Origin of the sequence: Paludibaculum fermentans (genome assembly GCF_015277775.1) — a bacterium.
GTDB lineage: Bacteria > Acidobacteriota > Terriglobia > Bryobacterales > Bryobacteraceae > Paludibaculum > Paludibaculum fermentans.
Map to the genome: position 1 here is coordinate 207980 of NZ_CP063849.1, position 23737 is coordinate 231716.

Annotated in this window: 19 protein-coding genes and 1 other RNA gene; 7 read left to right on the forward strand and 13 right to left on the reverse strand. The window is 60.9% G+C overall.

The window, feature by feature from the left end; translation table 11 throughout:
• Positions 1-7: 7 nt before the first annotated feature.
• The 3 genes from IRI77_RS00760 to ffs all read right to left on the reverse strand — a co-directional run bounded on the left by IRI77_RS00760 (position 8) and on the right by ffs (position 2203).
• The gene (locus IRI77_RS00760) at positions 8-322 is read right to left on the reverse strand and encodes a YbaB/EbfC family nucleoid-associated protein (RefSeq protein WP_194450189.1); all 315 of its coding nucleotides are present in this window, start codon (positions 320-322) and stop codon (positions 8-10) included.
• A gap of 5 nt (positions 323-327) precedes the next feature.
• Positions 328-2067, reverse strand: a complete 1740-nt coding sequence (gene dnaX / locus IRI77_RS00765) for a DNA polymerase III subunit gamma/tau (RefSeq protein ID WP_194450190.1) — start codon at positions 2065-2067, stop codon at positions 328-330.
• Between the two features lie 38 nt (positions 2068-2105).
• Positions 2106-2203: signal recognition particle sRNA small type (gene ffs / locus IRI77_RS00770), an RNA gene on the reverse strand.
• Between the two features lie 971 nt (positions 2204-3174).
• Here ffs and IRI77_RS00775 point away from each other — a divergent pair.
• Positions 3175-3831, forward strand: a complete 657-nt coding sequence (locus IRI77_RS00775) for a uracil-DNA glycosylase family protein (RefSeq protein ID WP_194450191.1) — start codon at positions 3175-3177, stop codon at positions 3829-3831.
• A 308-nt stretch (positions 3832-4139) separates the two neighbouring features.
• Here the strand turns inward: IRI77_RS00775 and IRI77_RS00780 are convergent, their stop codons facing one another.
• Positions 4140-4880, reverse strand: a complete 741-nt coding sequence (locus tag IRI77_RS00780) for a hypothetical protein (protein ID WP_194450192.1) — start codon at positions 4878-4880, stop codon at positions 4140-4142.
• On the opposite strand from IRI77_RS00780, the gene IRI77_RS00785 reads away from it, so the two are divergent.
• The 3 genes from IRI77_RS00785 to IRI77_RS00795 all read left to right on the forward strand — a co-directional run bounded on the left by IRI77_RS00785 (position 4857) and on the right by IRI77_RS00795 (position 6051).
• Positions 4857-5285, forward strand: coding sequence for an OmpA family protein (locus IRI77_RS00785; RefSeq protein WP_228486541.1), 429 nt, complete (start codon positions 4857-4859; stop codon positions 5283-5285). The two genes, IRI77_RS00780 and IRI77_RS00785, sit on opposite strands and share 24 nt — an antisense overlap.
• Positions 5286-5461: 176 nt before the next feature.
• Positions 5462-5719 (forward strand): AbrB/MazE/SpoVT family DNA-binding domain-containing protein, encoded by a 258-nt coding sequence (locus IRI77_RS00790; RefSeq protein ID WP_194450193.1) that lies wholly within the window; start codon positions 5462-5464, stop codon positions 5717-5719.
• Positions 5719-6051 (forward strand): type II toxin-antitoxin system PemK/MazF family toxin, encoded by a 333-nt coding sequence (locus IRI77_RS00795; protein ID WP_194450194.1) that lies wholly within the window; start codon positions 5719-5721, stop codon positions 6049-6051. Before IRI77_RS00790 ends, IRI77_RS00795 begins: the two co-directional genes overlap by 1 nt.
• Before the next feature lie 137 nt (positions 6052-6188).
• On the opposite strand, the gene IRI77_RS00800 is transcribed toward IRI77_RS00795, so the two are convergent.
• The 3 genes from IRI77_RS00800 to IRI77_RS00810 form a co-directional block, all read right to left on the reverse strand.
• Positions 6189-6800 (reverse strand): hypothetical protein, encoded by a 612-nt coding sequence (locus tag IRI77_RS00800; protein WP_194450195.1) that lies wholly within the window; start codon positions 6798-6800, stop codon positions 6189-6191.
• A gap of 1098 nt (positions 6801-7898) precedes the next feature.
• Positions 7899-8750, reverse strand: coding sequence for a nucleotidyl transferase AbiEii/AbiGii toxin family protein (locus IRI77_RS00805; protein WP_194450196.1), 852 nt, complete (start codon positions 8748-8750; stop codon positions 7899-7901).
• The gene (locus IRI77_RS00810; RefSeq protein ID WP_194450197.1) at positions 8747-9349 is read right to left on the reverse strand and encodes a type IV toxin-antitoxin system AbiEi family antitoxin domain-containing protein; all 603 of its coding nucleotides are present in this window, start codon (positions 9347-9349) and stop codon (positions 8747-8749) included. Before IRI77_RS00810 ends, IRI77_RS00805 begins: the two co-directional genes overlap by 4 nt.
• A gap of 773 nt (positions 9350-10122) precedes the next feature.
• Between IRI77_RS00810 and IRI77_RS00815 the strand changes: the two genes are divergently transcribed.
• Positions 10123-11106, forward strand: coding sequence for a DGQHR domain-containing protein (locus IRI77_RS00815; RefSeq protein ID WP_194450198.1), 984 nt, complete (start codon positions 10123-10125; stop codon positions 11104-11106).
• Between the two features lie 4 nt (positions 11107-11110).
• A complete protein-coding gene (locus tag IRI77_RS00820; RefSeq protein ID WP_194450199.1) occupies positions 11111-12097 on the forward strand; it encodes a hypothetical protein in 987 nt (328 codons plus the stop codon).
• Between the two features lie 602 nt (positions 12098-12699).
• Here the strand turns inward: IRI77_RS00820 and IRI77_RS00825 are convergent.
• The 6 genes from IRI77_RS00825 to IRI77_RS00850 all read right to left on the reverse strand — a co-directional run bounded on the left by IRI77_RS00825 (position 12700) and on the right by IRI77_RS00850 (position 22896).
• Positions 12700-16107: an HD domain-containing protein gene (locus IRI77_RS00825; RefSeq protein ID WP_456093863.1), complete on the reverse strand. Its 3408-nt coding sequence runs from the start codon at positions 16105-16107 to the stop codon at positions 12700-12702.
• A 347-nt stretch (positions 16108-16454) separates the two neighbouring features.
• Positions 16455-17882 carry a Ni/Fe hydrogenase subunit alpha gene (locus IRI77_RS00830; protein ID WP_194450201.1) on the reverse strand — a complete coding sequence of 476 codons (1428 nt, stop codon included), beginning with the start codon at positions 17880-17882 and terminating at the stop codon, positions 16455-16457.
• Positions 17883-17894: 12 nt separating this feature from the next.
• Positions 17895-18440: an NADH-quinone oxidoreductase subunit B family protein gene (locus IRI77_RS00835; protein WP_194450202.1), complete on the reverse strand. Its 546-nt coding sequence runs from the start codon at positions 18438-18440 to the stop codon at positions 17895-17897.
• The gene (hoxU, locus tag IRI77_RS00840) at positions 18437-19171 is read right to left on the reverse strand and encodes a bidirectional hydrogenase complex protein HoxU (RefSeq protein WP_194450203.1); all 735 of its coding nucleotides are present in this window, start codon (positions 19169-19171) and stop codon (positions 18437-18439) included. The genes IRI77_RS00835 and hoxU overlap by 4 nt, the downstream gene beginning before the upstream one ends.
• Before the next feature lie 15 nt (positions 19172-19186).
• A complete protein-coding gene (locus IRI77_RS00845; RefSeq protein ID WP_194450204.1) occupies positions 19187-22342 on the reverse strand; it encodes an NADH-ubiquinone oxidoreductase-F iron-sulfur binding region domain-containing protein in 3156 nt (1051 codons plus the stop codon).
• Positions 22339-22896 (reverse strand): NADH-quinone oxidoreductase subunit NuoE family protein, encoded by a 558-nt coding sequence (locus IRI77_RS00850; protein ID WP_194450205.1) that lies wholly within the window; start codon positions 22894-22896, stop codon positions 22339-22341. The genes IRI77_RS00845 and IRI77_RS00850 overlap by 4 nt, the downstream gene beginning before the upstream one ends.
• Positions 22897-23264: 368 nt before the next feature.
• Between IRI77_RS00850 and IRI77_RS00855 the strand changes: the two genes are divergently transcribed.
• Entirely contained in the window at positions 23265-23711 is a 447-nt protein-coding gene (locus IRI77_RS00855) for a Clp protease N-terminal domain-containing protein (protein ID WP_194450206.1), read from the forward strand.
• The last annotated feature ends 26 nt before the right edge of the window (positions 23712-23737 follow it).

The window sequence follows — 23737 nt, forward strand, 5'->3', positions numbered from 1 at the left end:
GACCGGACTAAAACAGGCCGGGAGGCAGACCCATGCCGCCCAACATGCCGGCAGTCTTCTTCTGGGTCTCGTCTTCGACTTTGCGCACGGCTTCGTTGAAGGCGGCCATCACCATATCGGAGAGCATTTCGGCGTCGCCGGCCGCTTCCGGATCGATGACGACGCCAGTGCAATGCTTCTGGCCGTCCATCTTGACCGTGACCATGCCGCCGCCCGCACTTGCTTCCACACGGATGGCCGCGATCTCTTCCTGGAGGCGCTGCTGCATCTGTTGCGCCTGTTTCATCATGGCCTGCATATTGCCGCCGCCGGGGAATTTCATGGCATCTACTCCTTCAGGTCTCGTACGCCCCGCACCTGGCTGCCGGGGAATATCTCTTGAAAGCGTTGCACGTCCGGATGGGCCATTGCACGCTGGGATGCTTCGTCTTCGGCTTCCGACGTCTGGGGTTTCTTCTCGGGCGCCGCCACGACGGCGGTTTCATCGATTGTAATCTTGACGCGCACGGCCCGGCCCAGGATCTGGGTCAGTCCTTTTTCGACGTCCTTGGCCATGAGGCCGAGCTTGGCGGAGCGCGGAGCGAGGAACTCGACCGTGCCCTGGGTTTCGATGAGCTGGGAATCCTCGACCGCCTGGACCGACATGGCGGAGCGCATCTCCTGGAGGGCGGCGATGAGCTTCTCTTTGGTGGAGCCGGGCTCGATGGCGGTGGAGCGGGGCGCCGGCGGAGCGCTGGGCTGGGGCGCGAGTGTCCGGGCAGGCGCCGGGGCCGGAGGCGCAGCGGTGCGGGCCGGCGGGGCGGAATAGGATGGGCCGGAGGACGCGGAGGCGGCCGGACGAGGGGCGGCGTAGGGCGCCTGGCTTCGTTCGGTGACGGAGGCCGCGCGGACCGGAGCCGCTGCTGTTGCCTGGGGTGGCCGGGGCGCCGGAACGCCGCCGCTTGCGGCCAGTTCCTTGAGCGCTTCTTCAATGGGTTTGATCCGTCCGGCGTGCACCAGGCGCATCAGGCCGAGTTCGACATGCAGCCGGGGTTGCATTGAATACTGCAATTGCCCGTAGAGTTCAAGGGTGAGCTGCAGCCAGCGGGTGAGGTCCTCTTCGCTGAACTGGGCCGAGGTGTCGCGCATGCGGGCCTGTTCGGGGGCCGCCGCCGGGATGAGCCGGGTTTCCTTGCCAGTGATCTTGGCGACCAGCAGGTTGCGGAAGTAGCGGGCCATTTCGCGGCAGAACTGCTGGAGGTTTTTGCCGGCGCTTTCGAGTTCGGCCACGATCTCGAGCATGGCCGCGGTCTGTTGGGAGAGCAGGGCCTGGGTGACGCGCTCGAGGGAGGCCAGCGAGTACATGCCGAGGAGGTCGCGGACGGCCGCTCCGGTGAGCGTGTTGCCGCAGCAGGCGATGGCCTGATCGAGGGCGGAGAACGAGTCGCGGACCGAGCCTTCACCGGCCTGGGCGATGACGGCCAGGGCTTCGGGTTCGGCTTCAATGCCTTCGGCTTTGCAGATCTCTTCCATGCGGCCGACGACTTCGTGGAAGTCGACGCTGCGGAAGCTGAACTGCTGGCAGCGGGAGGCGATGGTGGTGGGGATCTTATGGGATTCCGTGGTGCAGAGGACGAAGACGGCCCACTCGGGCGGCTCTTCCAGGGTCTTCAGGAGGGCGTTGAAGGCCTCGTTCGTGATCTGGTGGGCTTCGTCAATGATGAAGACTTTGTAGCGGTCGCGGGACGGGCGGTAGCGCACGTTCTCGCGCAGTTCGCGCATCTCATTGATACCGCGATTGGAGGCCGCGTCGATCTCGATGACGTCGGGGGCGCTGCTTTGGGAGGTTTCGATGCAGGAGGAGCAGACGCCGCAGGGGGTGGGCGTGGGTCCTTCGACGCAATTCAGGCAGCGGGCGAGGATGCGGGCGATGGTAGTTTTGCCCGTACCGCGTTGACCGGCAAGGATATAGCCGTGGGCGATGCGCTGCTGGGTGATGGCATTTTCGAGCGTCGTGCGCACATGCTCCTGCCCGATGAGCTCGGCGAAGGTGCGGGGACGGTACTTACGGGCGATGACCTGGTACATGATCGCTGGGCGGGTGGTGCCGGTCAGACTCTAATGCCAGACCCCGGGGGATCCGCGGCACACAGGGTGAGATCCTACCGTTGCTTCCTTCCGGACCTGGCGGGGTTTGGACCGTCCTATTGCACGGAGCCCGGAGCCTGACAATCAACTATGCTAGCACGCGAGGGCGGGGCAGATCCAAACAGGAGGGAGGCATTCTGTTTGAGTTGGCGGGGTGGGGGCGGCGGGGTGGGGTTGGGCGTGGTGCTAGTGGCTGAGTGCGGGCTCTTGCGCCAGGGGGAAGAAAGATGGAAGAGATGGGTTTGATCGCTCGCGGTTGGTGGATTGGGGTGGCTGGGGGCCGCTGATTTGCTGGGGAGCGAAGACAACGGGAAGAGATGGGTTTGATCCTTCAGCGGTGGTGGATTGCGAGGGCAGTGGGCTGGTTGAGCCGGGGGCGGCGAATGGGGACTGCCTAGTCGTGAGGGGAGAAGGAAACGGGAAGAAATGGGTTTGATCCCTCAAGGCGGATGGATTGAGCGTTGCCGGGACGGGTTGGCTACGGATTCCTGGGCAGGGAAGAAAGGCAGGAGAAATGATGTTGATGGGCCATTTCGCTGTGACTCTCTTCCCTGCCGAGTTTCGGCGCAGCCGGTTTCGGGCGTGGGGATGGAGGTTCGGGATTCAAAGATCGGCTGGGGGCGGACGGGCCGCGGGATCCAGCGGGCACATTGTAGTCCTGGCTTCCAAGGCTCGGGGTGGGGGTGGTCTGCAAGTGATTGAAAGCGTGGGTGAGAAATAGTTTGAGCGGCGGGGACCGGTAACGTGTAGGCCCCCCGATTCGGGATTTCTGGGGATCAGGGTTGTCCAGGGCGGCGGGCTGACGCGCATTAGGAGATCGGATCTCTCGTGCTGTGGTGCACTCGTTTGTCAGTAACACTCTCTGCTGATGGTTGCGGCATGATGTGAGCTAGGCTGTTGCATCCATGGCTGCCGTGGTAGTGCCTCAGGTGACCGGGTTCCTAAGATCTACGTTAGAATCACCAGTCGATGCGCGCCTGCGGAATAGCCGTCGCCCGAAGACTCTGGAAAGAGATGGAACCAGCGGTGCAGCCATTTCCATCCGGTGTGTCCGCAGTACCCGAGCCGATTCAGGGGACGGCGTTCTTTCCCGGCGGACTGGGCTTGTGGATCGAGCCGAATTCACAAGACAAGGAATTCGATTTCCCGACAGGCGGGTGCATGGTGGTCGGACAGGACTTCAATACGGTTGCCGCCTACGAGCGAGGGCGACAGAAGGGGTCCGAGACAGGCACCAGTCGGACGTGGCAAGTGCTTGAGAAGTTGCTGAGGGGATTCGATCTCCAACCGGAGCGGTGCTTTTACACCAACGCCTACCTGGGTTTGCGCACGGAAGGGCCGGAAACCGGCCGCTTTCCCGGAAGCCGCGACAAGGGTTTTGTGAACCGCTGCGCTTCGTTTTTCAGGCGGCAGTTGGACGTCGCGCGCCCGCGTCTCATTCTGATGCTCGGAATGGAGCCCCTTCGGATGCTGGGTCCACGGGTTTTCGGAATCCAGGCTCCACGCACGTTGATGGCTTGCGACAACATATTTCGCAAATTGCGTCTCGAACATGGCGACGCGACCCTTGTGGTTCTCACTCATCCGTCGTTGTACTACGCAAACGTCTGGCGCCGGAGGTATCTCCACTTCGGGGGCGCTGAGGCGGAGGGCGCCATGGTGCGGGACGCAATCTCCGTCGCGGGGCTGCGGCTTCTTGAGTAGTCTCCTCGAATTGGATCGTGTCGAATGACTCCTGAGCGATGCCGGGTTCGGGTGTGATCGCGAGAGTAGTTTCCCTTCTGAAGATCACCCGCGATGGGGTGTACGATCAGGAGAAACCAGACTTCCCGATGACGCCTCTCCCAAACCGTCTGATCGTGCAGAGCCGGAGTAGTTCGACCGTGCAGTAGGGGTCCAGGTCTGAGGCCCTGAGCATTTGGTCCGGCCATGGCTCCGTTGCAGAAGGCTCATCGAGCGCCTCCGCCTGACTGCCTAGCGCTCTGGATGACAGGCCCTGATCGCAGGGCACTTCACTGCAGTGGTGCGCCCGGTGCGGCCTTTGCCCACTCGGCAAACTCCGAATCCCCATCGACCGGGTATATCGTGGAATCGCGGATCTCCATCTGGCGTGTCCGCTCGCCACCGGCGCGAATGGCGGATTCCAGAAGTTCACGGGCCAGCCGCTTCTCGCCCGCAAGAAACTCGACATAGGCCTCATTCCCTTGAATCAGGGCGTCACCGGGACAGATCTCCTTTGCTCTACGCAGAGCGTCACGGGCCTTCTCCAGGTGGAACGTTGAGTTCTCCTTGTTCTTCATGGCTAGTTTGGCGAGGAGGATGCTCTGCCATCCGAAGCCGTTCAGCGCCAGCGCCAGTTTGGTGCGCATACTTGGCCGCGACCCGGCGGAGAGTCTTGCGATCACTTCTTCGTAGAGCCCATGTGCCTCTTTTGTTTCGTGCGGGTTAAACCGTTCTCCCAGTTGATACGCCTTGTTGATCATGGCCCGTGCGACATGCTCGCGGATGGCGGGCTCGGCAGCGGCTCTGAATTGCAGAATTACCTCCTCGTAGAGAGCAAGACCCTGGGGTACCAGCTTGATCATTGTCAAGAGGTATGCCTTGTTCACCTTCGCGCTGGCCAGGGTCTCCCTCAACTCCGGGTCTGAGCTGGAGGGGTATTTGTTGAGCACGATGTCATAAAGACTGACAATCTGGCGTGCCTGCAGGCCGAGAAAGAGAAGGCTCAGTTGAGGGAACGGCTTCGCCAGCAACTGAACGCGGTCCTGGAGACCGAGGAGACGGCTCGCGGCCTGATCGTGAATATCGCTGACGTGCTCTTCGACTTTGACAAGTACGAACTGAAGCCGGGTGCCCGGGAGAAGATGGCCAAGGTCTCCGGGATCCTGCTCGCGTACCCAGGATTGAAGATCGAGTTGGAGGGGCACACTGATAGCGTCGGGAGTGAAGAATACAATCAAGTGCTGTCGGAGCGCCGCGCCAATTCGGTGCGCGCGTATTTGATCGGGCAGGGCGTGCCTGCCGATACGGTGAGTGCGGCTGGACTGGGGAAAGCCAATCCGGTCGCCTCGAATTCGAACGAGTCGGGGCGTTTGAAAAACCGCCGCGTGGAGATGGTGGTGTCGGGAGAGCCTATTGGTATCGTGGGCTCAAACTGACGGAAGCCGCCGGGCAGGGGGTGGTGTTGAGCCTCGCTGCCCGGCGGGCTTGATTTGCGGGACTGGGATTGGGCGGTTGAGGAGTTTCTGGAGGGCCCGCGCCGAAGCGAATCCAAGCCGGCGAGGTGCAGAGCTGCCGGTAAGTTGTGCCAAGGTATAACTTGAGAAAGGCAGCCATGTACACAACCCATCTGCGCAAGGTCGGCGGTTCGATTATGCTGGCGGTTCCGCCTGCCTTACTGGATCTGCTGGGCCTGCGGCCGGGGGTGAAAGTCGGTCTTGCGGTGGAAGGCGGCCAACTGGTGGTGAAACCGCACTCGCGGCCCCGCTACACGCTGGATGAACTCCTCGCTCAATGCGATGCCAAGGCGGTGCGCAGTCAGGAAGATCGTGAGTGGGCCCGGGGCAAGGCGGCCGGTGGTGAACTGATCTGATGAAGCGCTGTGATATCTGGCTGGTTGGGCTCGATCCCTCGGAAGGGCACGAACAAAAAGGGCGGCGGCGCGTCCTGATCGTCTCGCCGGAGGCTTTCAACCGGGTGATCAAAGTGCCGGTGGTCCTGCCCATTACCAGCGGCGGAAGTTTCGCGCGGACAGCGGGCTTCGCGGTCTCGCTGTCGGGGGCGGGAACGCAAACCACGGGTGTTGTCCGCTGCGATCAACCCCGTGCGCTGGATCTGGGCGCTCGTGGGGGGAAGAGACTGGAGAGCGTGCCTGACGCGATTGTTGAGGAAGTGTTGGCGAGGCTTGCGGCGATATTCGAGTGAGGTTCGTCAGCGGAGATTGAGGGCCCAAGGGGCTACCGGGGAGATTTACCCGGTGAAAGCCGGAGCGGGCCGAACCTGTCTCCGACAGGGGTTTCGACCTGCCGCCGTTGCCCACCCATTCCTTCTTTCCATTTCGTCTATTTTGGAAAACGGTGGGTCGGCGTGGTCGAGAACCAGGCAGTAGCGTTTTGGAATGATTGATCGGTACGGCTCCATATCAGGCGCTCCCCACAATCGAACGCACCAATCATGATGAACTGGGTATTTTCCGCAATCACCCGAATTGTATCCGGGCCCAGTTGGACCCCGGACTCAATGGGATGGCCGATTCCTGTACGTGTAAGAATACAGATCGCGGGCCACTCCGTGGAGTCGAGCATCGCCTCATCGACACCATCAATTGTTACCAGTGGCCCTTGAAGAAAGTACCAGACGGCCATCGGGGTTTCCGCGGCGGATCGGCTAGCGAATACATAGGGAGTCCGCACTTTCGAGTACCCCTGGTCGCAATCGAACAACACTGAGAAGAACAAACAGATGCGATCGGGCTCTCCAGTGTTCAGGAATTCTGCGACGAATGTACGATCCTCCCTCCTTCCCAGGCTGAGTTCATCTCGCGGAATCGGGATGCATGACTCGAATTTCTCAGCACCGAGCCAGTCCCCTGCATTCTGGGAAAAGAAACCGTGGACCACACCCTGGTCGATTGGCGCACTGGAAAGCACTGCGCTACAAATAGGGTCGTCCACACCCAGAACTCTCCTGATGTGTAAAGGCGCGCCTATTGAGAATCTATGTATAGCTGACGTAACCACCTCGGGTTGTCCTCTTTTGCAAGCTAATCAATTCGGAGAGGACAGCGTTGCGGCTGGGGGTCCTTTTCAATGTGGAGCTTTACGGGTGGTGCGATTATGGTGTCTATCCACAATAATCCAAAGTTCCGCCAGGTGCGCTGGAGGGTCTCACCAACCCGTCTGTTCCCGAACCAGTGATTGAGCTCAACTTGCAGGAGATGATCCGACCCAAGCAGGGAAATGCCAGGGCGTCTTGGCGGACGGAGAAAAATGACAACCTTATGAATTCTCTCACGCTTTTCGCCGCTTCCCAGGATCTGGAAAAGACCCGAACTTGGCCGGCTAGTGTTGAGTTTCGTCTCATCAAAAAGACGGCGCACACGATATTTCTCCTGGCCTTCAGGTCGGTTCCGGGATAGCGACTCGTCATCTCGAAAGAGAGTGTACTGAGCGATCTGCTCGAATAGCGGTAACACAATGGGGCTGTCGCTGGAATTGTGGTAGGTAAAACGTACACTCAGCTTTAGACTCAATGCTCCGGTATCGTCAAGGCAGTACCTGCCTTCCACGATGCTTGGCTCGACCATCAGCTGAGCGGCGGAGCATGTGTACTGTGAAGAGCTCGTTGATAGCCATAGACCAATCGCAAGGCCAATCCTGAGCAATGCATTCATGGCTATGGCCTCCAATCCTTGTTTTCGAAGCAATTCTTCATTATCTTCTGATTGAACGCAGCACCCAAGCTTGGATCGTTATAGTCATCTCCATTGTCCTTGAGGAACGGGTTGACCTGGCCCACCGCCATTATTGCACCTGTGATTCATGCGGTCGCCGTTCAGTTTGGGGCTGGGGGCAGATGAGCAGAATGGACTATGTCCGCTCGTCAACAGGTAGCCAAGGTTCACTCTCCTTCGTCAGCGTGGCTGGCCACTTCTGCGCCTTTTTGCGCTCCTGGTGTTGAAAGCGAACGCTCTCGCGAAAGGACGCATCTCCAAGGGGTTGGGATCGTTTCTGTGTGATTGGGGACTGAGCCGTTGGAGTGCGGTGCAGTCATCACAGGTTTACCTCTTCCAGCCCGTCGAAGTAACGGGTCAAGTCTGAGAATGCCTCGGAGACCGAAACGTCCAATGAGCATTCCTCGGCGAGGGCGGCGAACGGCGCCACCCAACTTTCCGGCGGGGCTTCCAGCTTGCGCGGGATTTGATGCGTATCCCGCCGCGCGAAGGTTTCCCTTAGGGAACCGACCACGCGTGTCTGCTCGAGAGTGCCGGAGCGGATCAGCAGAACCAAATCGACCAAGTCTCGGACGCGGCTGTTTGGCGCGGCCGGGCGCGGCAGCGTGTAGGCGTGCAGTTTCTCCGCGAACTGCTGCTCGCGCTGGATCATCGGCACGTCGGGTGGAGGGACTCCGGCAAAAGCAAGCCAATCCCGCGTTCGCACGAACTCAAGGGGCTCTACGATGATGTCCCCGACTCCGACATCCAGGTGGAACTTCACAAATGTGCGGCTGCCGAGTATCGCTTCCACAGGATATCGGGCACCTCCGTAGGGTGCGCCGTCGAGATCCATCGTGGCTTCACCGATCCGGAATGAGAAGAAATCGCCGATATCCAACGCCCCTGCCTCCTGTAGGTATCCGAGCACGCCGGAGGACTTTGCTCTTACTGTGAAATCGAGATCCTTGGTAGCGCGTGCCGCGTGAAATCGCAGTTCCATCGCGTAGCCGCCTTTCAGAACCCAGTCGGTTTGCCTGTCCTGGAAAAGCCGTGCGAGGAACCGGTCGAAGGCGACCTGACGACGGAGGCGTTGCAGGTCGACTGCCTCTTCGTGGGCGGAGCGCTTGAGCCGCTCTTCCAGTGAGGTTCGCAGCGCTGCGCCGGAGTTGTACTGCCGACTCGTGGTCATCGGTGGCCCCGTTCCAGCGAATCGATGATCTGAGTGGCACCGGGGTTTTTACGCGCCTGAGCAATTTGTCCCATGGTTATCCTGCCCAGACTCCTGGCGTCGCGAAAGGCATCTCGGAGCGACGATTCCTGGAGTGATTGCTCCCGCCACACGTCGAGGATCGTTCGCAGTGCAGTAGTCACCGGGACGTTCTCGACCACCTCTATATCGGTGGCGACGACCACAGCGAAATGCAGCCGGAGCACTGAGGGGATCTCCGAGCCTTTTCGAAAGCTGGGCGGCACCGTCAGATCGATTCTCGCCGGGTTGACATCGGTGAGTTCGTGGAGGGCGAGGGCCGTATGGTGGCTGAAGACGCCCTGCGGTGAGTCGCTACGTCCCCGTGACCAGAGCCACCAGAGGATCAAATCGGGGCGGGGGGGCGACGGAAAGAGCGCAAGACGATAGATGCCGCGATGCTCCCGGACCCAGTTGCCAGTTCCGACATGGTAGTTCCGTTTGCTGGCTGTGTAGCCGAGGCGTGCGGCCTGTTTGGCTGTGAAGTAGCCGCCTTGTGATTCAGCGATCTGGTAGAGGTCCCGATTGCCCGTCCTCTGCATAATGGTTCAACTTTCTTGAGCTATTATGCGGCATCAGAACGGCGGAGGTCAAGTCTGGGCCGTGGCGGCGGCCCGAAGAAGATCTCAATCCGGGCGGGTGGCCGCACTTGCAATTTGCCATTCGCGATTCGCGAATATGGAATGGACGTCACGGTGCTGAAGCCACAGGACGTGTATTTGGTGCCGAAGATCGTGGCATTCCGGGGGGATCGTGCGCCGTCCTCCCGGTGGGCTGCGGAGTTAGTCATGGTCCCGGCTGGGGTGCATGAGTTCGCAGAGCTGAAGGTAGCCGCTTACTCCAGGGGCCACAACGGGTGAATTGCTTGAAGTTTGTTGCTCGCGAAGAGTTCCTTTGTGTAGAGGCTGAAATACGTCTTTCCGCCCGAACGGGGCGAAGTCACGCGCGGGGTTCCGACGTCGTACGCCTCGGAGCCGCTCCACGGCAGGATCACGCAGGGGGACAAACTGGTTCCCGTCTGGCCGTATGCGGAGGGCCCGCAGCGGGGCGTCGCGTTTGAGCCGATGTACAAGACCGCCCCCGTCGTCACTTTGCCTTAATCCTGCTTGTACGAGACCTGGCACTCGGGACGGATGGGCTCGCGAACGGAAGGCGGCCGAGACGGACTGTGCCGGCCGTTCCGGAGAGCCAATGAACGCACAAAGGGGTGGGCGGCTCGTCGTAAATTCTCCTGACACTGGAAATACCAGCCGTACGCCATCGCTGGTCGGCGGGCTGTCCCCGATCTGGTATGATCTCGTGTTACGGCCCTAGAATGACCGAATCAAGTAAAGTATCAGAATCTCTCAGCTTTTCTTACAGTCTTGTTACGCAGGGTAAGTACAATTTCTACACGCTGACTGTACCCAGCGATGTCCTGGCTCGCACGTGTTTCGTGTCGACGCGAGACGAAGATCCCAAAAAGGGGTTTCAACGGGTTCTCGATGCCAAGCGTGCAGAGGAGATCGCAGCGTATATCGACAGCGGTCTCGGCACGATACCAAGCGCCATTGTACTCTCGGCACAGCCAGAAGCCGAGATGACGATTGATCGAAAAAAGAAGACACTTGGATTTAAGAGTCATCCGCGCGCGTTTCTAGTTCTGGACGGCCAGCACCGCGTTTACGGGTTCTCTAAGGCAAAGACGGCGCTTCGCGTTCCTGTCGTCGTCTACAATGGTCTCTCTAGGCGCGACGAGACCCGATTATTTATCGACATCAACACGAAGCAGCGCCCAGTTTCGAACGAATTGCTCCTGGATATTAAGAATCTAGCAGAGTACGAGAGCGACGTTGAGGCTGTGCTGAGAGAATTATTCGATCAGTTTATGGATGATCCAGGGAGTCCGCTTCTTGGGCTAATGAGTCCTGCTAATAAGGCGGCAGGGAAGCTCACCAGAGTGACTTTCAATGCGGCGCTCCGTCCTTTGATGGGAAATTTTGGAAACGCCAATAATGCTGAGATTTACTCAGCCACAGCGGCGTACCTCACTGCCTTCATTGACGGCTTGGCCGCGTTGAAGGCTCCAGAAAGTATTACAAGTCCAGTTGTGTTTCGCGCGGTTCTGCAGCTATTCCCAGAAGTTGCCCAAAAAGTAAAGGACAGAAAGGGGGCGGTTTATACCCCGGACAATTTTGCGGAGGTGATGGGTGCACTCTTTGACCGCCTCAAGAAGGCCAGCTTCTCGAAGCCGGGGTTGAGTTATCGCGCCCTATACGAAACCATGTCCGAAACCCTTCGAAAGAAATTCTCTTTGTAGCGGAATGTCAGAAGTTGCGAATGCAATCCGGCCGCTATGGACTCCTGGTATCAATGCTGTAGAAGGCCCGCTCTACTCCTCGCTAGCCGACTGGTTTAGGATGCAAAAATATCATGTTTTTGAGCCACTTACCTCCAGTACGGCATTTTGCATATATGTAAGCGATCCAGAATCTCTGCTCAAGGCATTTGCCTTTGATCTCGATCGTCTCGGGTGTGCCTCCTTCGAGAGTCTGATTCTTTCTCAGAAGAGTGCCGAGCTTCCACGCTCTACGAGTTGGTTGTTCATCAAATCTTATTATGCGGCCTATTTTGCTGCCCACTCCCTCATGCGCCTTACAAAAATGAGTTGCACGCAAGTAGATCAAAGTGCAGCGAGCGCTGTCGCGAAAGTTGCCAAGCTGTATGGCGCAGACAACGGGTTTACAATATCGGCCGGAACCTATCGATGCGCCTACGACCCCAATAGTCGTAAGCTCACCTGCAATCAGATTGCCTCGGGCGGTGGTTCTCACGAAGTTGTGTGGGATACATTTGCAAAGCACATAATGGCGGTGAGTTCCGAGATTCTCAAGTTTGGCTTGACCGCTACTACCCAGCCGATTTCAATAAAGCTGACGGAGCTTTGCGGCGAGTTGCTCCAGAATCATAGCTCCGCAGGTTGGTTAAGTGGTTTAAGGAATCGCGTCAATTATCAACAGGCCTTCGGTTGTTGGTTTCCCTATGTGAGCTCCTTGAGGCACAGTGAGAAACTCCGTGGTGAGCAGCGAATGTGGCTGCTCGACCCCATGAACATACCTTTGCAAGAACAAGGGGTTTGGCACGATTTGGTGCAGGCTCAACGGGTATGCCAATTCATTGTAGCCTTGTGCAGAGTCGAACTTGCGGATCTCGCTACGAGGAGCCCGAGTGGAAAGTCCTTCTGCGACACGGGCTCCGCCGCGCTGTTGAAGCAGGTTGCTCCACTGGCGCGGCGCAAGGCTGTGGAGTGACGAGCTCGCTCCAGTCGATAGCCCCGCTTATAGGATGTTGCTGGACTTGAGTCTCCGATAGCACTATCCTGAATGCCTTTTCTGTCGCTTAGTGCTGGAACTGCCACGCCCGGACAGCAACGCCATTGCGTGAGCGCCGATGTACGCCGGAATTCGTGTCATCTGTCAGATCCTCCGATCCGTTCTTCCGATTAGCCGCGGCGAACGCTCAGCTGTCCACAGATCGATGGCCGGGTTGTCCTCGGGTTTCTCGTCAGTCTGGCGGCGTTCATCCCTTGTTCGGCTTATTTCACGACGGATTGACTGATCTCAGTTTCCGCGTTGACTGGCTCGAGCTATTGTCCGAGCATTCTCATGTCGCCTCTTGACGGTAGTGCGACCGAGGCCGTCGATGACCTTCAGTCCTCTCCAGCGGGTTCACTTGAGAGAAATGGGAATTTCCTAGAGAGCAGGAAGAACGCTCGGGAGAACTTGGGCTGTCCCTGCGTACTTGCCCAGAGGATGCTCGTGCTGGGCTTTACGGTTGCCGATGGGTTTCGCTGAGTTCCTTGTGGGCCGGGATAGTCTCGTGTAGCAGCCAATCGTCACAAACCACTGTGGTTTCACTTGCTCCTCTGCCAGCGTGACCAAGGCTTGGTTGTTGGCTCATCGGCGGGAAGCGAGTGCATTTCGTTGAGGGGCCGGAGTCCCGGTCTGGAGACCACGATTCCTTCGTCGATGCGCCACAACATGGAGCGGTTGGCTGGGTTTTGCCAGTCGCTTTCCTCCCACTCGGTGAATGGCTTGTACCAAAGGCTCGCGTCGGGGAGGAATGCGTAAATGTGTTTGGCTGGGAGAAAAGATTGTTGTAGCTTGGGCTGCTCTCGATATTTGTCCGCCACCTTCTCGAATAGGAACACCATTGCTGCTCTTCTTCGCAGGCTGCGGTCCCTCCCCCATTCCCGTAGCCTGCTCCGCAAGGGCCAAAGGGGGATAGCGGATGTGGGAAAACATAGGTCGAATCCGTTTGTGGTCAGATTTCTCGCCTCCTCGTTGGGTGTTGTGGGTGGGATGACCGCTCCCGAGTCGTCGGGCGACTCGGCGAAGCGGAATAGGCACGGCGCCGTAAGCTGCGCATCGGCGATGGAGCCGTCATAGCGATAGAGATTCACTGGCGGCCATGATTGCCGCAGACTCGGGTAGCAGGCTTCCTGCAAGAGATGGTGCTGCAACATGCTCAGGAGGTCTTGGTCGATCGAGTATTCGAGGTCTAGGTCGAGATTGAGATCACCTTCGCGGGCGAGGGCATGTGCAATTGAGATGGCGCGCCTGAGCTTGGCGTCGAGGTCTGAGTCTCGGTTGAAGTCGCCGTCGAGGTCGCGGGCCAGATCACGGGCGAGGTTGCGGTCACGAGCCAGGGCGACAGCGAAGGCGAGGTTGAGCTGGAACCCGCGGAAGCGCGACTCCAGAATCTCTCTGGATGGCACGAGGGAGATTTCGACGCGGCGCTCGAGCTCACTGGCCGAGCAGTTTTCTGCTCTTGAGGCTGCCCGAGCCAAACGTTCACGAACCTCGCCTGAAAAAGAAAGGCTCAGCCATGCCGATGCAGGATTCGCTTCGAGGAAGGCAAAGAACCGAGCAAAGACCGAGGCGCAGCAGGACCACCATTCCCCCTCGCTTTTGGGTGGCAGCGCCTGTGTCCGATCGGCCTTCAATCTCGGTGAAGCTTCGCCTCGCAAATCCACCCACAGGGAGAGGCCGACACCCCTTTCTACTTCCAGTATTCTGGAGAACACAGTGGTGTCGGCGACGTCCATCGATCGCACGAGCGGTCTTGTTTCCGAGATATCTTCCACCAGACTCTGGACGAGCCAAGCCCCAAGGTCACAGAGTGTCTCTGAGCGATCCCAGTCTCTACTCTGGCCGATGCCCGGCGCTATAATTCGAATACGGCTTCCCGTGGCCTCAGGCGTCGCATTGTCGCACCAGTCGAAGTTCATCCACTTCAGTGGGAGCGAGCCCGGCAGCTCGATGTCCCACTTGTGCGCCTTCTCCCTTAGAAGCTGCAAGTTCATTGGGATTAACTTGCGGATGTGAAATGTGCCGTCCAAGAAGTCGCTGCCGACGCTGCGATTCTGAGCCTTTGGCGGGTGGATTCCAATCGGATACATCGGCCAGACAACATGCAAAGCCAGTTGGTGGAAGGGATCGTAGTGCTGTGGCGGGTACCTCTTTTGACCCGGCCGCCTCCGTGAGTATTCGAACTCAGTCCTTAGCAGGTCCAGGGATCGGTTCCGATCGTGAACCAGCGTGAGTTCCGGTTTCAGCCACAGCTTGACATCAGTTCCTTGTGCAGGGCGTGAGCCTTCGCTGGTCCAGAACAGACTGCCCGCTCCGGAGACAGTCAAGTCGGTTTTCTCTCCGCCGCCTGCATTGGTCTTCACCTCAATGCGATCGGCCAGCATGAAAGCGGAGAGGATGCCGATTCCGAACTGGGAGATGGGGGTGGCGATCAGCCCCTGCCGGCGCAACTCCTCCTTTTCGCGCTCAAACTCTGCGCTCTTGTAGTAGCTCTTCCCTAAGTTTGTGAAGTAGCGGCCGATGGTCTCCTTGCTCATGCCCACGCCGTTGTCGGAGAACTCGAGCCACCAACGGCCTTGGTCTGCGTCGAAGTCCCAGCGGAGATCTGCTTGAAGCGGCACGACCTGACCGGAATTGTCGAGGAATGATCCGGGAGTCTGCGTCGGCGTCCCGTCCAGGGCGGCACTTGACGAGTTCCGGCCGGTCTTGCGCCGGTACTGGAGGCGGAGGTCGCGCAACTCAAGGGCGTCCAGGGCATTCTGCGCCAATTCACGGATTGCCAAGCCGGGGTCGCCATAGAGCGACTCGTTCATCAGCAGGTCGACTATTTCCGTGTGGCTCAGATGGAATTGCCAGTCGTGGAATTCGTAAGCGGGTTTGCCGTCCGCCTTCCTTGCCGGTTTGATGTCGGCAATCACTTTCGGGAGGCGCAAGCGCGACTGGCCCTGCGCGGTTGAGACTTCCTCACGAATCCAGCCGAGGAAGCTGTGGATCGTCTTTTCCGTGACGGGGTCGGGACACTCCTTCGCCGAGTAGGTTAGCTCGCTTCTGGTGCTGTCGTAGTGAATTCCAGTGATGGCGAGGTGTTTTCGCCATTCCTGCTGGCTGATACCGATGCCGTCGTTGTCGGCGACCTGTTCCAATGGCTGCGTACCGTCCAATCCGAGATGCTGGAATAGGATGCCGGGGGTCCTTGAGGAGTCGAAGTCCAGGACATCGGCCAGGCGCAATATGGTTCCCAGGAGTGGGAGGTTGAGCACCTGCTGACCGAACAGGATCGGCGCTGTCCCGAGTTTGTGGCGCAACCAGCCCGGGTCCTGATTGTGGCTGATGGCGAGCAGTTCGAGTTCGTGGCGGAACGAGGCGTTCGCGTGGCGAAACAGGCTCCCATCGCCGGAGGCGGATACGATCGCATCCAATTGGGTCTTCAGACGCGTCGAGTGTTCGTCGGCATGTGTTCGGCGCAGGAACTCCGTGAGTAAATAGGCGCGAACCTGTTCGGAGGCGTAGTGACGGCCTTCCGTACGGAGTTGCTCGATCCGCCGCTTGTGCTCCGCGTAGCCGTCTAGGAATTTCTGGAACTCGATCCATTCCGGCGTATGCGATTCGGCATCGTCCATCAGCTCCTGGTACTGCTTGTGCGACACAGCCATTCCGAGGTCGTGAGTATAGGCCGCCATGAGCAGCACGGCGCAGTCGATGGCGGAAAGTTCGTCGATGCAATCCGTAGTCAGCCAATCCATCCAGCCAATCACGTTCAGCACGTGCCGCTCAGTGTGCAGAGTATAGAGCGGCATGTACTGTGCGACGTGCTCCAGCAATGGTGCCGCATTTGCGGCCAACTTCCGGACCGCCGAGGGTAACTCGCCACGATCGTTCGCACTTTGGAGCCGCGCCCACAGAGCCGAGCTCGAGATCTCTGTGAGAGTAAGATTTGGCTGATCGCTCATTGTAATTCGAGTGTTATTGTAAACCGACGCCGCGCGCACTGGGTTAACTCACAATAGGGGACTACCCAGCTCGCGATTTTGGATTTTTACATTGCGAGGTTTGGATGTGCGGATTGCCGATTCGATCCGAGTATACCCGACACCGGCGCGCCAGCGGAGTGGGATTTCAATTCGATGGACCACGCCGTTTCCGCGACGCGCATTCGTATGAACTGTGGCGCGCGTAAACGGAAGACAGGTTGTCGCCAGACGGTGTGCAGCGGCCGCATCACGACTGACCCGCGTCCTGTCGGGATCAATCTCAACGATTCAACGCGTAGAGTCGCGCTGTGGTTGCGGGCCCCAATCTACTCCGGCTTTGGCCAGGAATCGACCAGCTCCCCATTCGGGCTCCACAGCCTCAGGTCGACTGCCGGGCCACCATACGCGTGGGTGGAGCAGCTCAGGCACGGGTCGTACGCTCGGACTACGGCGGAGACGCGGTTGACGGCTCCTTCTTTTAGCTGGGCTCCGTCTACGAATTGTTCGGCTACCTGACGGATGCTGTGGTTCAGGGCCAGGTTGTTGTGGCCGGTGGCTACGATCAGGTTGGCCCAGGTGATGGCTCCGTTGTCGTCCACTTTGTAGTGGTGGATGAGGACGCCTCGCGGGGCTTCGATGATGCCTACGCCCTGGTTGGCGTTGACTCCGGCTTCGGCCCGGACGTGGGTGTCGGTGATCAGGGGTTCGTTCAGGAGCTCTTCCATGCGCTCCACGCCGTAGAGCGCTTCGATCAGGCGGGCGTAGTGGTAGAAGAACGAGCTCTGGACGATGCGGCCCAGGCGTTCGCGATACTCGTCGAGTTCGGCGTCCGCTTCGGGGGTGCCCATGCGGGCGGCTACGTTCAGGCGGCCTAGCGGGCCGACGCGGTAGATGCCTTCCGGGTAGCCCAGGGGCTTGAAGTAGGGGGCTTTCAGGTACGAATCGGGCATCGTGGCTTCGCCGATGTACTTGGCATAGTCCAGTGGGCGGGCTATGGTGGCCAGGGGCTTGGCTGCGTTGTCGATGAAGCGCAGGGCGCCGTCGTAGATCTTGAATTCGCCGTCGAGGCCGGAGAGGCCGGCGTAGGCGGTGGGCATGTTGCCGAAGGCGGCGCTCTCTTCGGGGAAGTCGTCGAGCATCGCCTTGAAGTTCTTCAGGGTGCGGCGCACGATCGATTTGGCGATGGGCAGGCCGGTGAGGATGTGGTCGCGGGCGTCGGCGGAGAGGGGTTTGTTGACGCCTCCGGGCACGGTCCAGGAGGGGTGGATGCGCTCTCCGGCCATGCGTTCGATGGCCTGCTGGCCGAACTTGCGCAGGGCGATGCCGTCGCGGGCCGCTTCGGGATGTTTCTCGATGAGACCGACGATGTTGCGCAGGGCGGGATCGGAGTCGAAGCCGAGCAGCAGGTCGGGCGCGGAGAGGTGGAAGAAGCTGAGGGCGTGGCTCTGGACGAACTGGGCGCAGTGGAGGAGTTCGCGCAGGAGGGCGGCGGGCTCAGGGATCTGGACGGCCATGATCGCGTCGCAGGCCTTGACGGACGCAAGAAGATGGCTGACCGGGCAGATGCCGCAGATGCGCGCGGTGATGGCTGGCATCTCGTAGTAGGGGCGGCCTTCGGTGAACTTCTCAAAGCCACGGAACTGGGTGACGTGGAATTGAGTGGAGGCGACCTTGCCGAGGTCGTTCAGATGGATGTCGATGCGGGCATGACCTTCGATGCGCGTGACGTGATTGATGGTGATAGTAGACGGCATGGGACCTCCAGATCAGCCGAACTTGACCAGGCTCGCAACGGAAGCGTTGGTGAGGTCGGGTTTGCGGCCGGCCAGCAGTTCCGTGAGGGCGAAGGCGATGAGCGCGGGTTTGGGCGGGCAGCCCGGCAGATGGAGATCGACCTTGACGATCTCCTGGACGGGGACGGCGTGCCGGAGCAGAGCCGGCACGCCGTCAGAAGGGGCACGCTGATGGATGTCGGCCCCTTCCACATAAGCGCGTTCGAGCAGGCGTTTGGTGGGAATCGTATTGCGCATGGAGGGGACGTTGCCGGTGACGGCGCAATCGCCCAGCGCGATCAGGAATTTTGTGCGTTTGCGGATCTGCTGGATGAGCTTGTAGTCGTGCTGGCTGCTGACCGCGCCCTCGGTGAGGGTGACGTCGACGCCTTCAGGGAACTCCTGGGCATCGACCAGCGGACCGTAGACGATGTCGGCCTTGTGCAGCACCTCGATGAGGACCTCGTCGATGTCGAGGAGGGACATGTGACAGCCGCTGCAGCCGTCCAACCAGACTGTGGCCACCTTGGCCTTACTCATAAGATCACCCCCGGCTTGTTGTCGGCGCCGGCGGCCCGCAAGGTCGCCAGGCGGCTGATGGGATCGGTCCGCTTGCTCATCTCCTCGACGGCGAAGCCTTTCTCGGCGATGGCTCCGGTGGGGCAGCTTTGGACGCATTTCCCGCAACTGGTGCAGTTGGTGGAGTCGCCCCATTTGCGATTGAGTTCGCAGACTAGGCGCGAGCCGACTCCGCGGCCGGAGATGTCCCAGACGTGGGCGCCCTCCACTTCGGCGCAGACGCGCACGCAGCGCGAGCAGAGGATGCAGCGGTTCTGATCTGAGGTATAGCGCGGATGAGTGAGGTCGATGGGGACCTTGGGGTAGGTGTAAGGATAGCGGACGTTGGTGACGCCGAGGCGCGTGGCCAGGGCCTGGAGTTCGCAGAAGCCGTTGGAGACGCAGACCGCGCAGACGTGGTTGCGTTCCGCGAAGAGCAGTTCCACGGCGATGCGGCGGTAGCGGCGGAGCTTATCGGATTGTGTCGTGACGGACATGCCGTCCTGGACGGGCGTGGTGCAGGCGGGCAGGAGGCGCCCGACGCCGGCGACTTCGACGATGCAGAGGCGGCAGGCACCGACGGAGCTGAGCCCCTTCATGTGGCACAGGGAGGGGATGAATTTGTTGTGAGCCTTGGCGGCGTCGAGGATGCTTTGACCGGCGGCCGTATGGATCAGCTCGCCATCGATGCGGAGAGATATCTTCTGAGGCATGGCGCGTTCTCCTTTCTAGTGGTCGCCGTTGCGGACATCGCAGCGGAGGCAGCGGCAGGCTTCCTCCATGGCGTCGACGGGGGCGAGCCCGATGGTGGCCTCGGCGAAGGTGGTGGCGCGCTGGGCGGCATCCACCTCCTCGACGTGATGACGGGCCGCCTCGCTGGCATGGGCCGGCGGGGCCTGGTCGTACTCGAAGGAGGGGAAGACCTCCTCCCAGCGGCGGACGTTCATGAGGCGGCGGTCGATGTTGCGGGCGGCTTTCTTGCCGTAGCCCATGGCATTGGAGACGTTGGAGGCTCCGGTGATGAGGTCGCCGCCGGCGTAGAATTTCGAGCGGCTGGTTTCGAGGGTGTAGCGGTCGACCTCGATGAGGCCGCTTTCCTTGATTTTGAGGCCGGAAGCCTTGGCGAAGTCGAGGTCCACGGTTTCGCCGACGGCGAGGATGACGGTGTCGCAGGCGAAGCGGATGATTTCGTCGGTGGGCATGGGGCGGCGGCGGCCGGAGGAGTCGTACTCGCCCAGCTTGGTGCGGACGGCCTCGATGGCCTGGACGCGGCCGTCGGGTCCGCCGACGATGCGGTGGGGCGTGGCGAGGAAGACGATCTCGGCGCCTTCGGCTTCGGCGGCCTCCGTCTCCTCTGGGATGGCCGGCATGTCTTTGCGTTCACGGCGATAGATGATGGTCACCTTGCTGCCGAGGCGCAGGGCGGTGCGGGCCGAGTCGATGGCGGCATTGCCGCCGCCGATGACGGTGACGCGTTTGCCCAGGGGGATGGGCTGCTCTTTGGAGACTGCCTCGAGGAAGGGCAGGGCGGGGATGACGCCGGTGAGTTCGGTGCCGGGCAGGTAGACCCAGCTCTCTTTCCAGGTGCCGATGGAGAGGAAGACGGCGTCGTACTGGCTGTCGAGGTCGTTGAGGGAGACGTCGCGCGGCACCTGGGTGTCGAAGGTGAACTGAACGCCGGTGCGGCGGATGAGTTCGATTTCACGATCGAGGACATCCTTGGGCAGGCGGTAGTCGGGCAGGGCATAGCGGAGCATGCCGCCGGCGGCCGGGTTGGAGTCGTAGACCATTACCTCGTGGCCGAGCATGCAGAGGTAGAAGGCGCAGGCGAGGCCGGTGGGGCCGGCTCCGACGACGGCGCAGCGTTTGCCGGTGAGGGGTTTGCGGCGGGCGGCGACATCGGCGGCGAGGGCGTCGAAGCGGTCAGAGGGGTAGATGGCGTCGGCGATGTAGCGGTGGACTTCGCGCATGTTGACGGCGGAGTCGACTCCGGTGCGGCGGCAGCGGTTGTCGCAGGGGTGCTGGCAGACGCGGCCGGTGGAGGCGGGCAGCGGGTTGTCCATCACCACGGAGACAAAGGCCTCTTCCAGCCGGTCTTCCTTGAGGAGCTGCAGGAAGCGCGGGATGTTCATGTGGAGCGGGCAGGAGTTCTCGCAGGGGCTGAGGGCGAGATCCTCGCAGACGCCGGCGCGGCAGCGGGCGGCGCGGATGTGGTCCTCGAACTCATGGCGGAAGTGGCGCATGGTGGTGAGGACGGGATTGGGGGCGGTCTGGCCGAGGCCGCAGAGCGAGGTGTCGCGGATCATGCGGCTGAGGTCGTCGAGCAGGGCGAAGTCGGCTTCAGTGCCTTTGCCCTGGGTGATGCGGTTGAGGTAGTAGAGGCTCTTGTCGAGGCCGACGCGGCAGGGGATGCACTTGCCGCAGCTTTCCGAGTGGGTGAACTCGATGAAGTAGCGGGCGACGTCGACCATGCAGTTGTCTTCGTCCATGACGACCATGCCGCCGGAGCCCATGATGGAGCCGAGCTGGCCGAGGGACTCGTAGTCGACGCAGGTATCGAACATCTCCTGCGGGATGCAGCCGCCGGAGGGGCCGCCGGTCTGGACGGCCTTGATGGCGCGGCCGTGGGCGCCGCCGCCGCCGACGTCGTAGACGAAGGTCTTGAGCGGAGTGCCGAGGGGCATTTCGACGAGGCCGGTGTTGTTCACCTTGCCGACGAGGGAGAAGACCTTGGTGCCGGAGCTCTTGGCGCTGCCGGTTTCAGTGAACCAGCCGGGGCCTTTGATGACGATGGGGGCGATGTTGTACCAGGTTTCGACGTTATTGATGTTGGTGGGGCAGCCGTAGAGGCCGTGCTCCGCCGGATAGGGCGGACGAGGGGTGGGGCGGCCGGCTTTGCCTTCGAGAGAGCGGATGAGGGCGGTTTCCTCGCCGCAGACGAAGGCTCCGGCGCCTTCGACGAGCTGGAGGTCAAAGCGGAAGCCGCGGCCCAGGATGTTGTCGCCCAGCAGGCCGCATTCCCGGGCCTGTTCGATGGCGGAGTTGAGGCGATGGACGGCGAGAGGGTATTCGGCGCGGACGTAGAGGATGCCTTCGGTGGCGCCCATGACGAAGCCGCCGATGATCATGCCTTCGATGAGGGAGTGCGGATCGCTCTCGATCTCGTTGCGGTTCATGTAGGCGCCGGGGTCGCCTTCGTCGGCATTGCAGATGATGTACTTGCGCTCCGATTTGGCCTTGCGGAGGAACTCCCACTTGATGCCGGTCTGGTAGCCCGCGCCGCCGCGGCCGCGCAGTTTGGAGGCCTTGACGGCCTCGATCACCATGTCGGGGTTGTTGTCGATGAGGACCTTGTAGAGGGCCTGGTAGCCGCCGATGGCGATGTACTCGTCGATCTCGTTGGGATTGATGAGGCCGCAGTTGCGCAGGACGATCTTTTTCTGGCCGGTGAAGAAGGGGACTTCGTGCCAGTGGGGGATCTCGGGCAGGCCGACGCCGAAGCGGACGTGGCCGGTGATGTGATCCCACTCCTCGATCTTGCAGAGGGCGAGGCCGGTGGGCATGCGGCCGCTGGCGAGGTCGTCGAGGATGCCGGGGACGTCGTTGGCCTGTACGCGCTGCAGGATGACCAGCGGTTTGCCGGGCAGGTAGACGTTCACCAGGGGTTCCGCCGCGCAGAAGCCGAAGCAGCCGGTGCGGGCGAGGTTCATGCCCAGGCCGCGGGTATTGATGGAATCGGCGAAGGCGTGATAGACGGATTCGGCTCCGTTGCCGGTGCCGCAGGTGCCCATGCCGACGGCGATGCGGGGCCGGTCGGGCAGCAGTCTGGACAAGCCGGCTTCGCGCACTTCGTTGAAGCTGGAGAGATCGGTGATGCGCTTCATCGATGACCGCCCTTCTTAATGGCGTCGACTTCACGTTCGAGAGCGCGCTCGTTGACGTGGCCCAGGATGGAGTGATCGATCTCGGCGACGGGGGCGAGGGCGCACTGGCCGAAGCAGGCGACGGTGCGGACCGTGAAGCGGCGGTCGGCCGTGGTGGCGCACATCTTCTCGGCGCTGCCGTCCTCGTCCTCTTCCTTGAGGCCGAGTTGGAGTTTGACGCGCTCCAGCAGAGTGCGGGAGCCGCGGGTGTGGCAGGCCGTGCCGCGGCAAATGCAGACCGTGTGCTCGCCCTGCGGTTTCAGGTTAAAGAGCGAGTAGAAGGTCGCCACGCTGTAGATCTGGGCGCCGGGAATGCCGGTGCGGGCGGCCAGGTAGTCGAGCACCTCGATGGGCAGGTACTTGTTGGGTTGGCGGTCCTGGATCGCTTCGAGCAGGCTCAGCAGCATACCGGGACGGCCGCGGTGCTGGGCGATGAGTCTGTCGATGAAGTCCTGTTCTTCGAAGGAAAGAGGGCTGGAGCGGGGCGGGGAATCGGATAAGAGAGCCGGCGTCATAAACGGGGACGATTGCCTCCTGGGAAATAAGACAATCACACCTGAAATTGAGGTGCAAGGGGAGGGTTGCTGTTTGTTCGCCGGATGGGGTGAGAAATGTTGAGAAAACCGGCAGTTGTTTGCGGTGGGGTGGGCGGGGCTGGTCGGTTGGAGAGGCGTGGGGGGCCGTGGCCCGCTCCTTGCCAGTCGCGGTTCGCAGCGCGGTGGGGACCCCTCCCTGACGGTCGGGGTTCGCAGCGGCCTCCTCCGCTTTGGCGGCTCGCAGGGGCATGATTGGCTCTGCCGGGAGGTATTGTCGAAGGAGTGCTGTTTTGCACTGGTGGAGTTCACGGGGCTTGGGCTGGTGTCAAGCCAGTGAGGGTAGCCGAATGTTCGACAGATATACCGAGAAGGCGCGTCGCACGATCTTCTTTGGAAGGTACGCAGCCAGCGAGTATGGAGCGGCTCAAATTGAAACGGAGCACCTGCTGCTGGGCCTGGTCCAGGAGGGATTGGAACGGGGCCTGCCGTTTCCCGACGGAGCGAAAGAGGCGATCCGGCTGGCGATCCTGGCCGGGATGCCCGCCAAGAATATTCAGACCGGCACCTCAGTGGACATGATGCTCAGCAGGGATGCCAGGAAGGTGCTGGAGCTGGCGGACCAGGAGCGCGAGGCCAGGGGCCACAAGTCGCTCCACACGGGCCACTTATTGCTGGGCTTTCTGCTGGTGCCGGACTGCCTGGCGGCGAAGACATTGCGGAAGGTGGGGTACGAGGTGGAGACGCTGCGAGCGGAGATCCGTAGCGCCACAAATCGGGGGCTGCTGCCGGAATAAAGGGCGAAGCTGCACGGATGTTACAA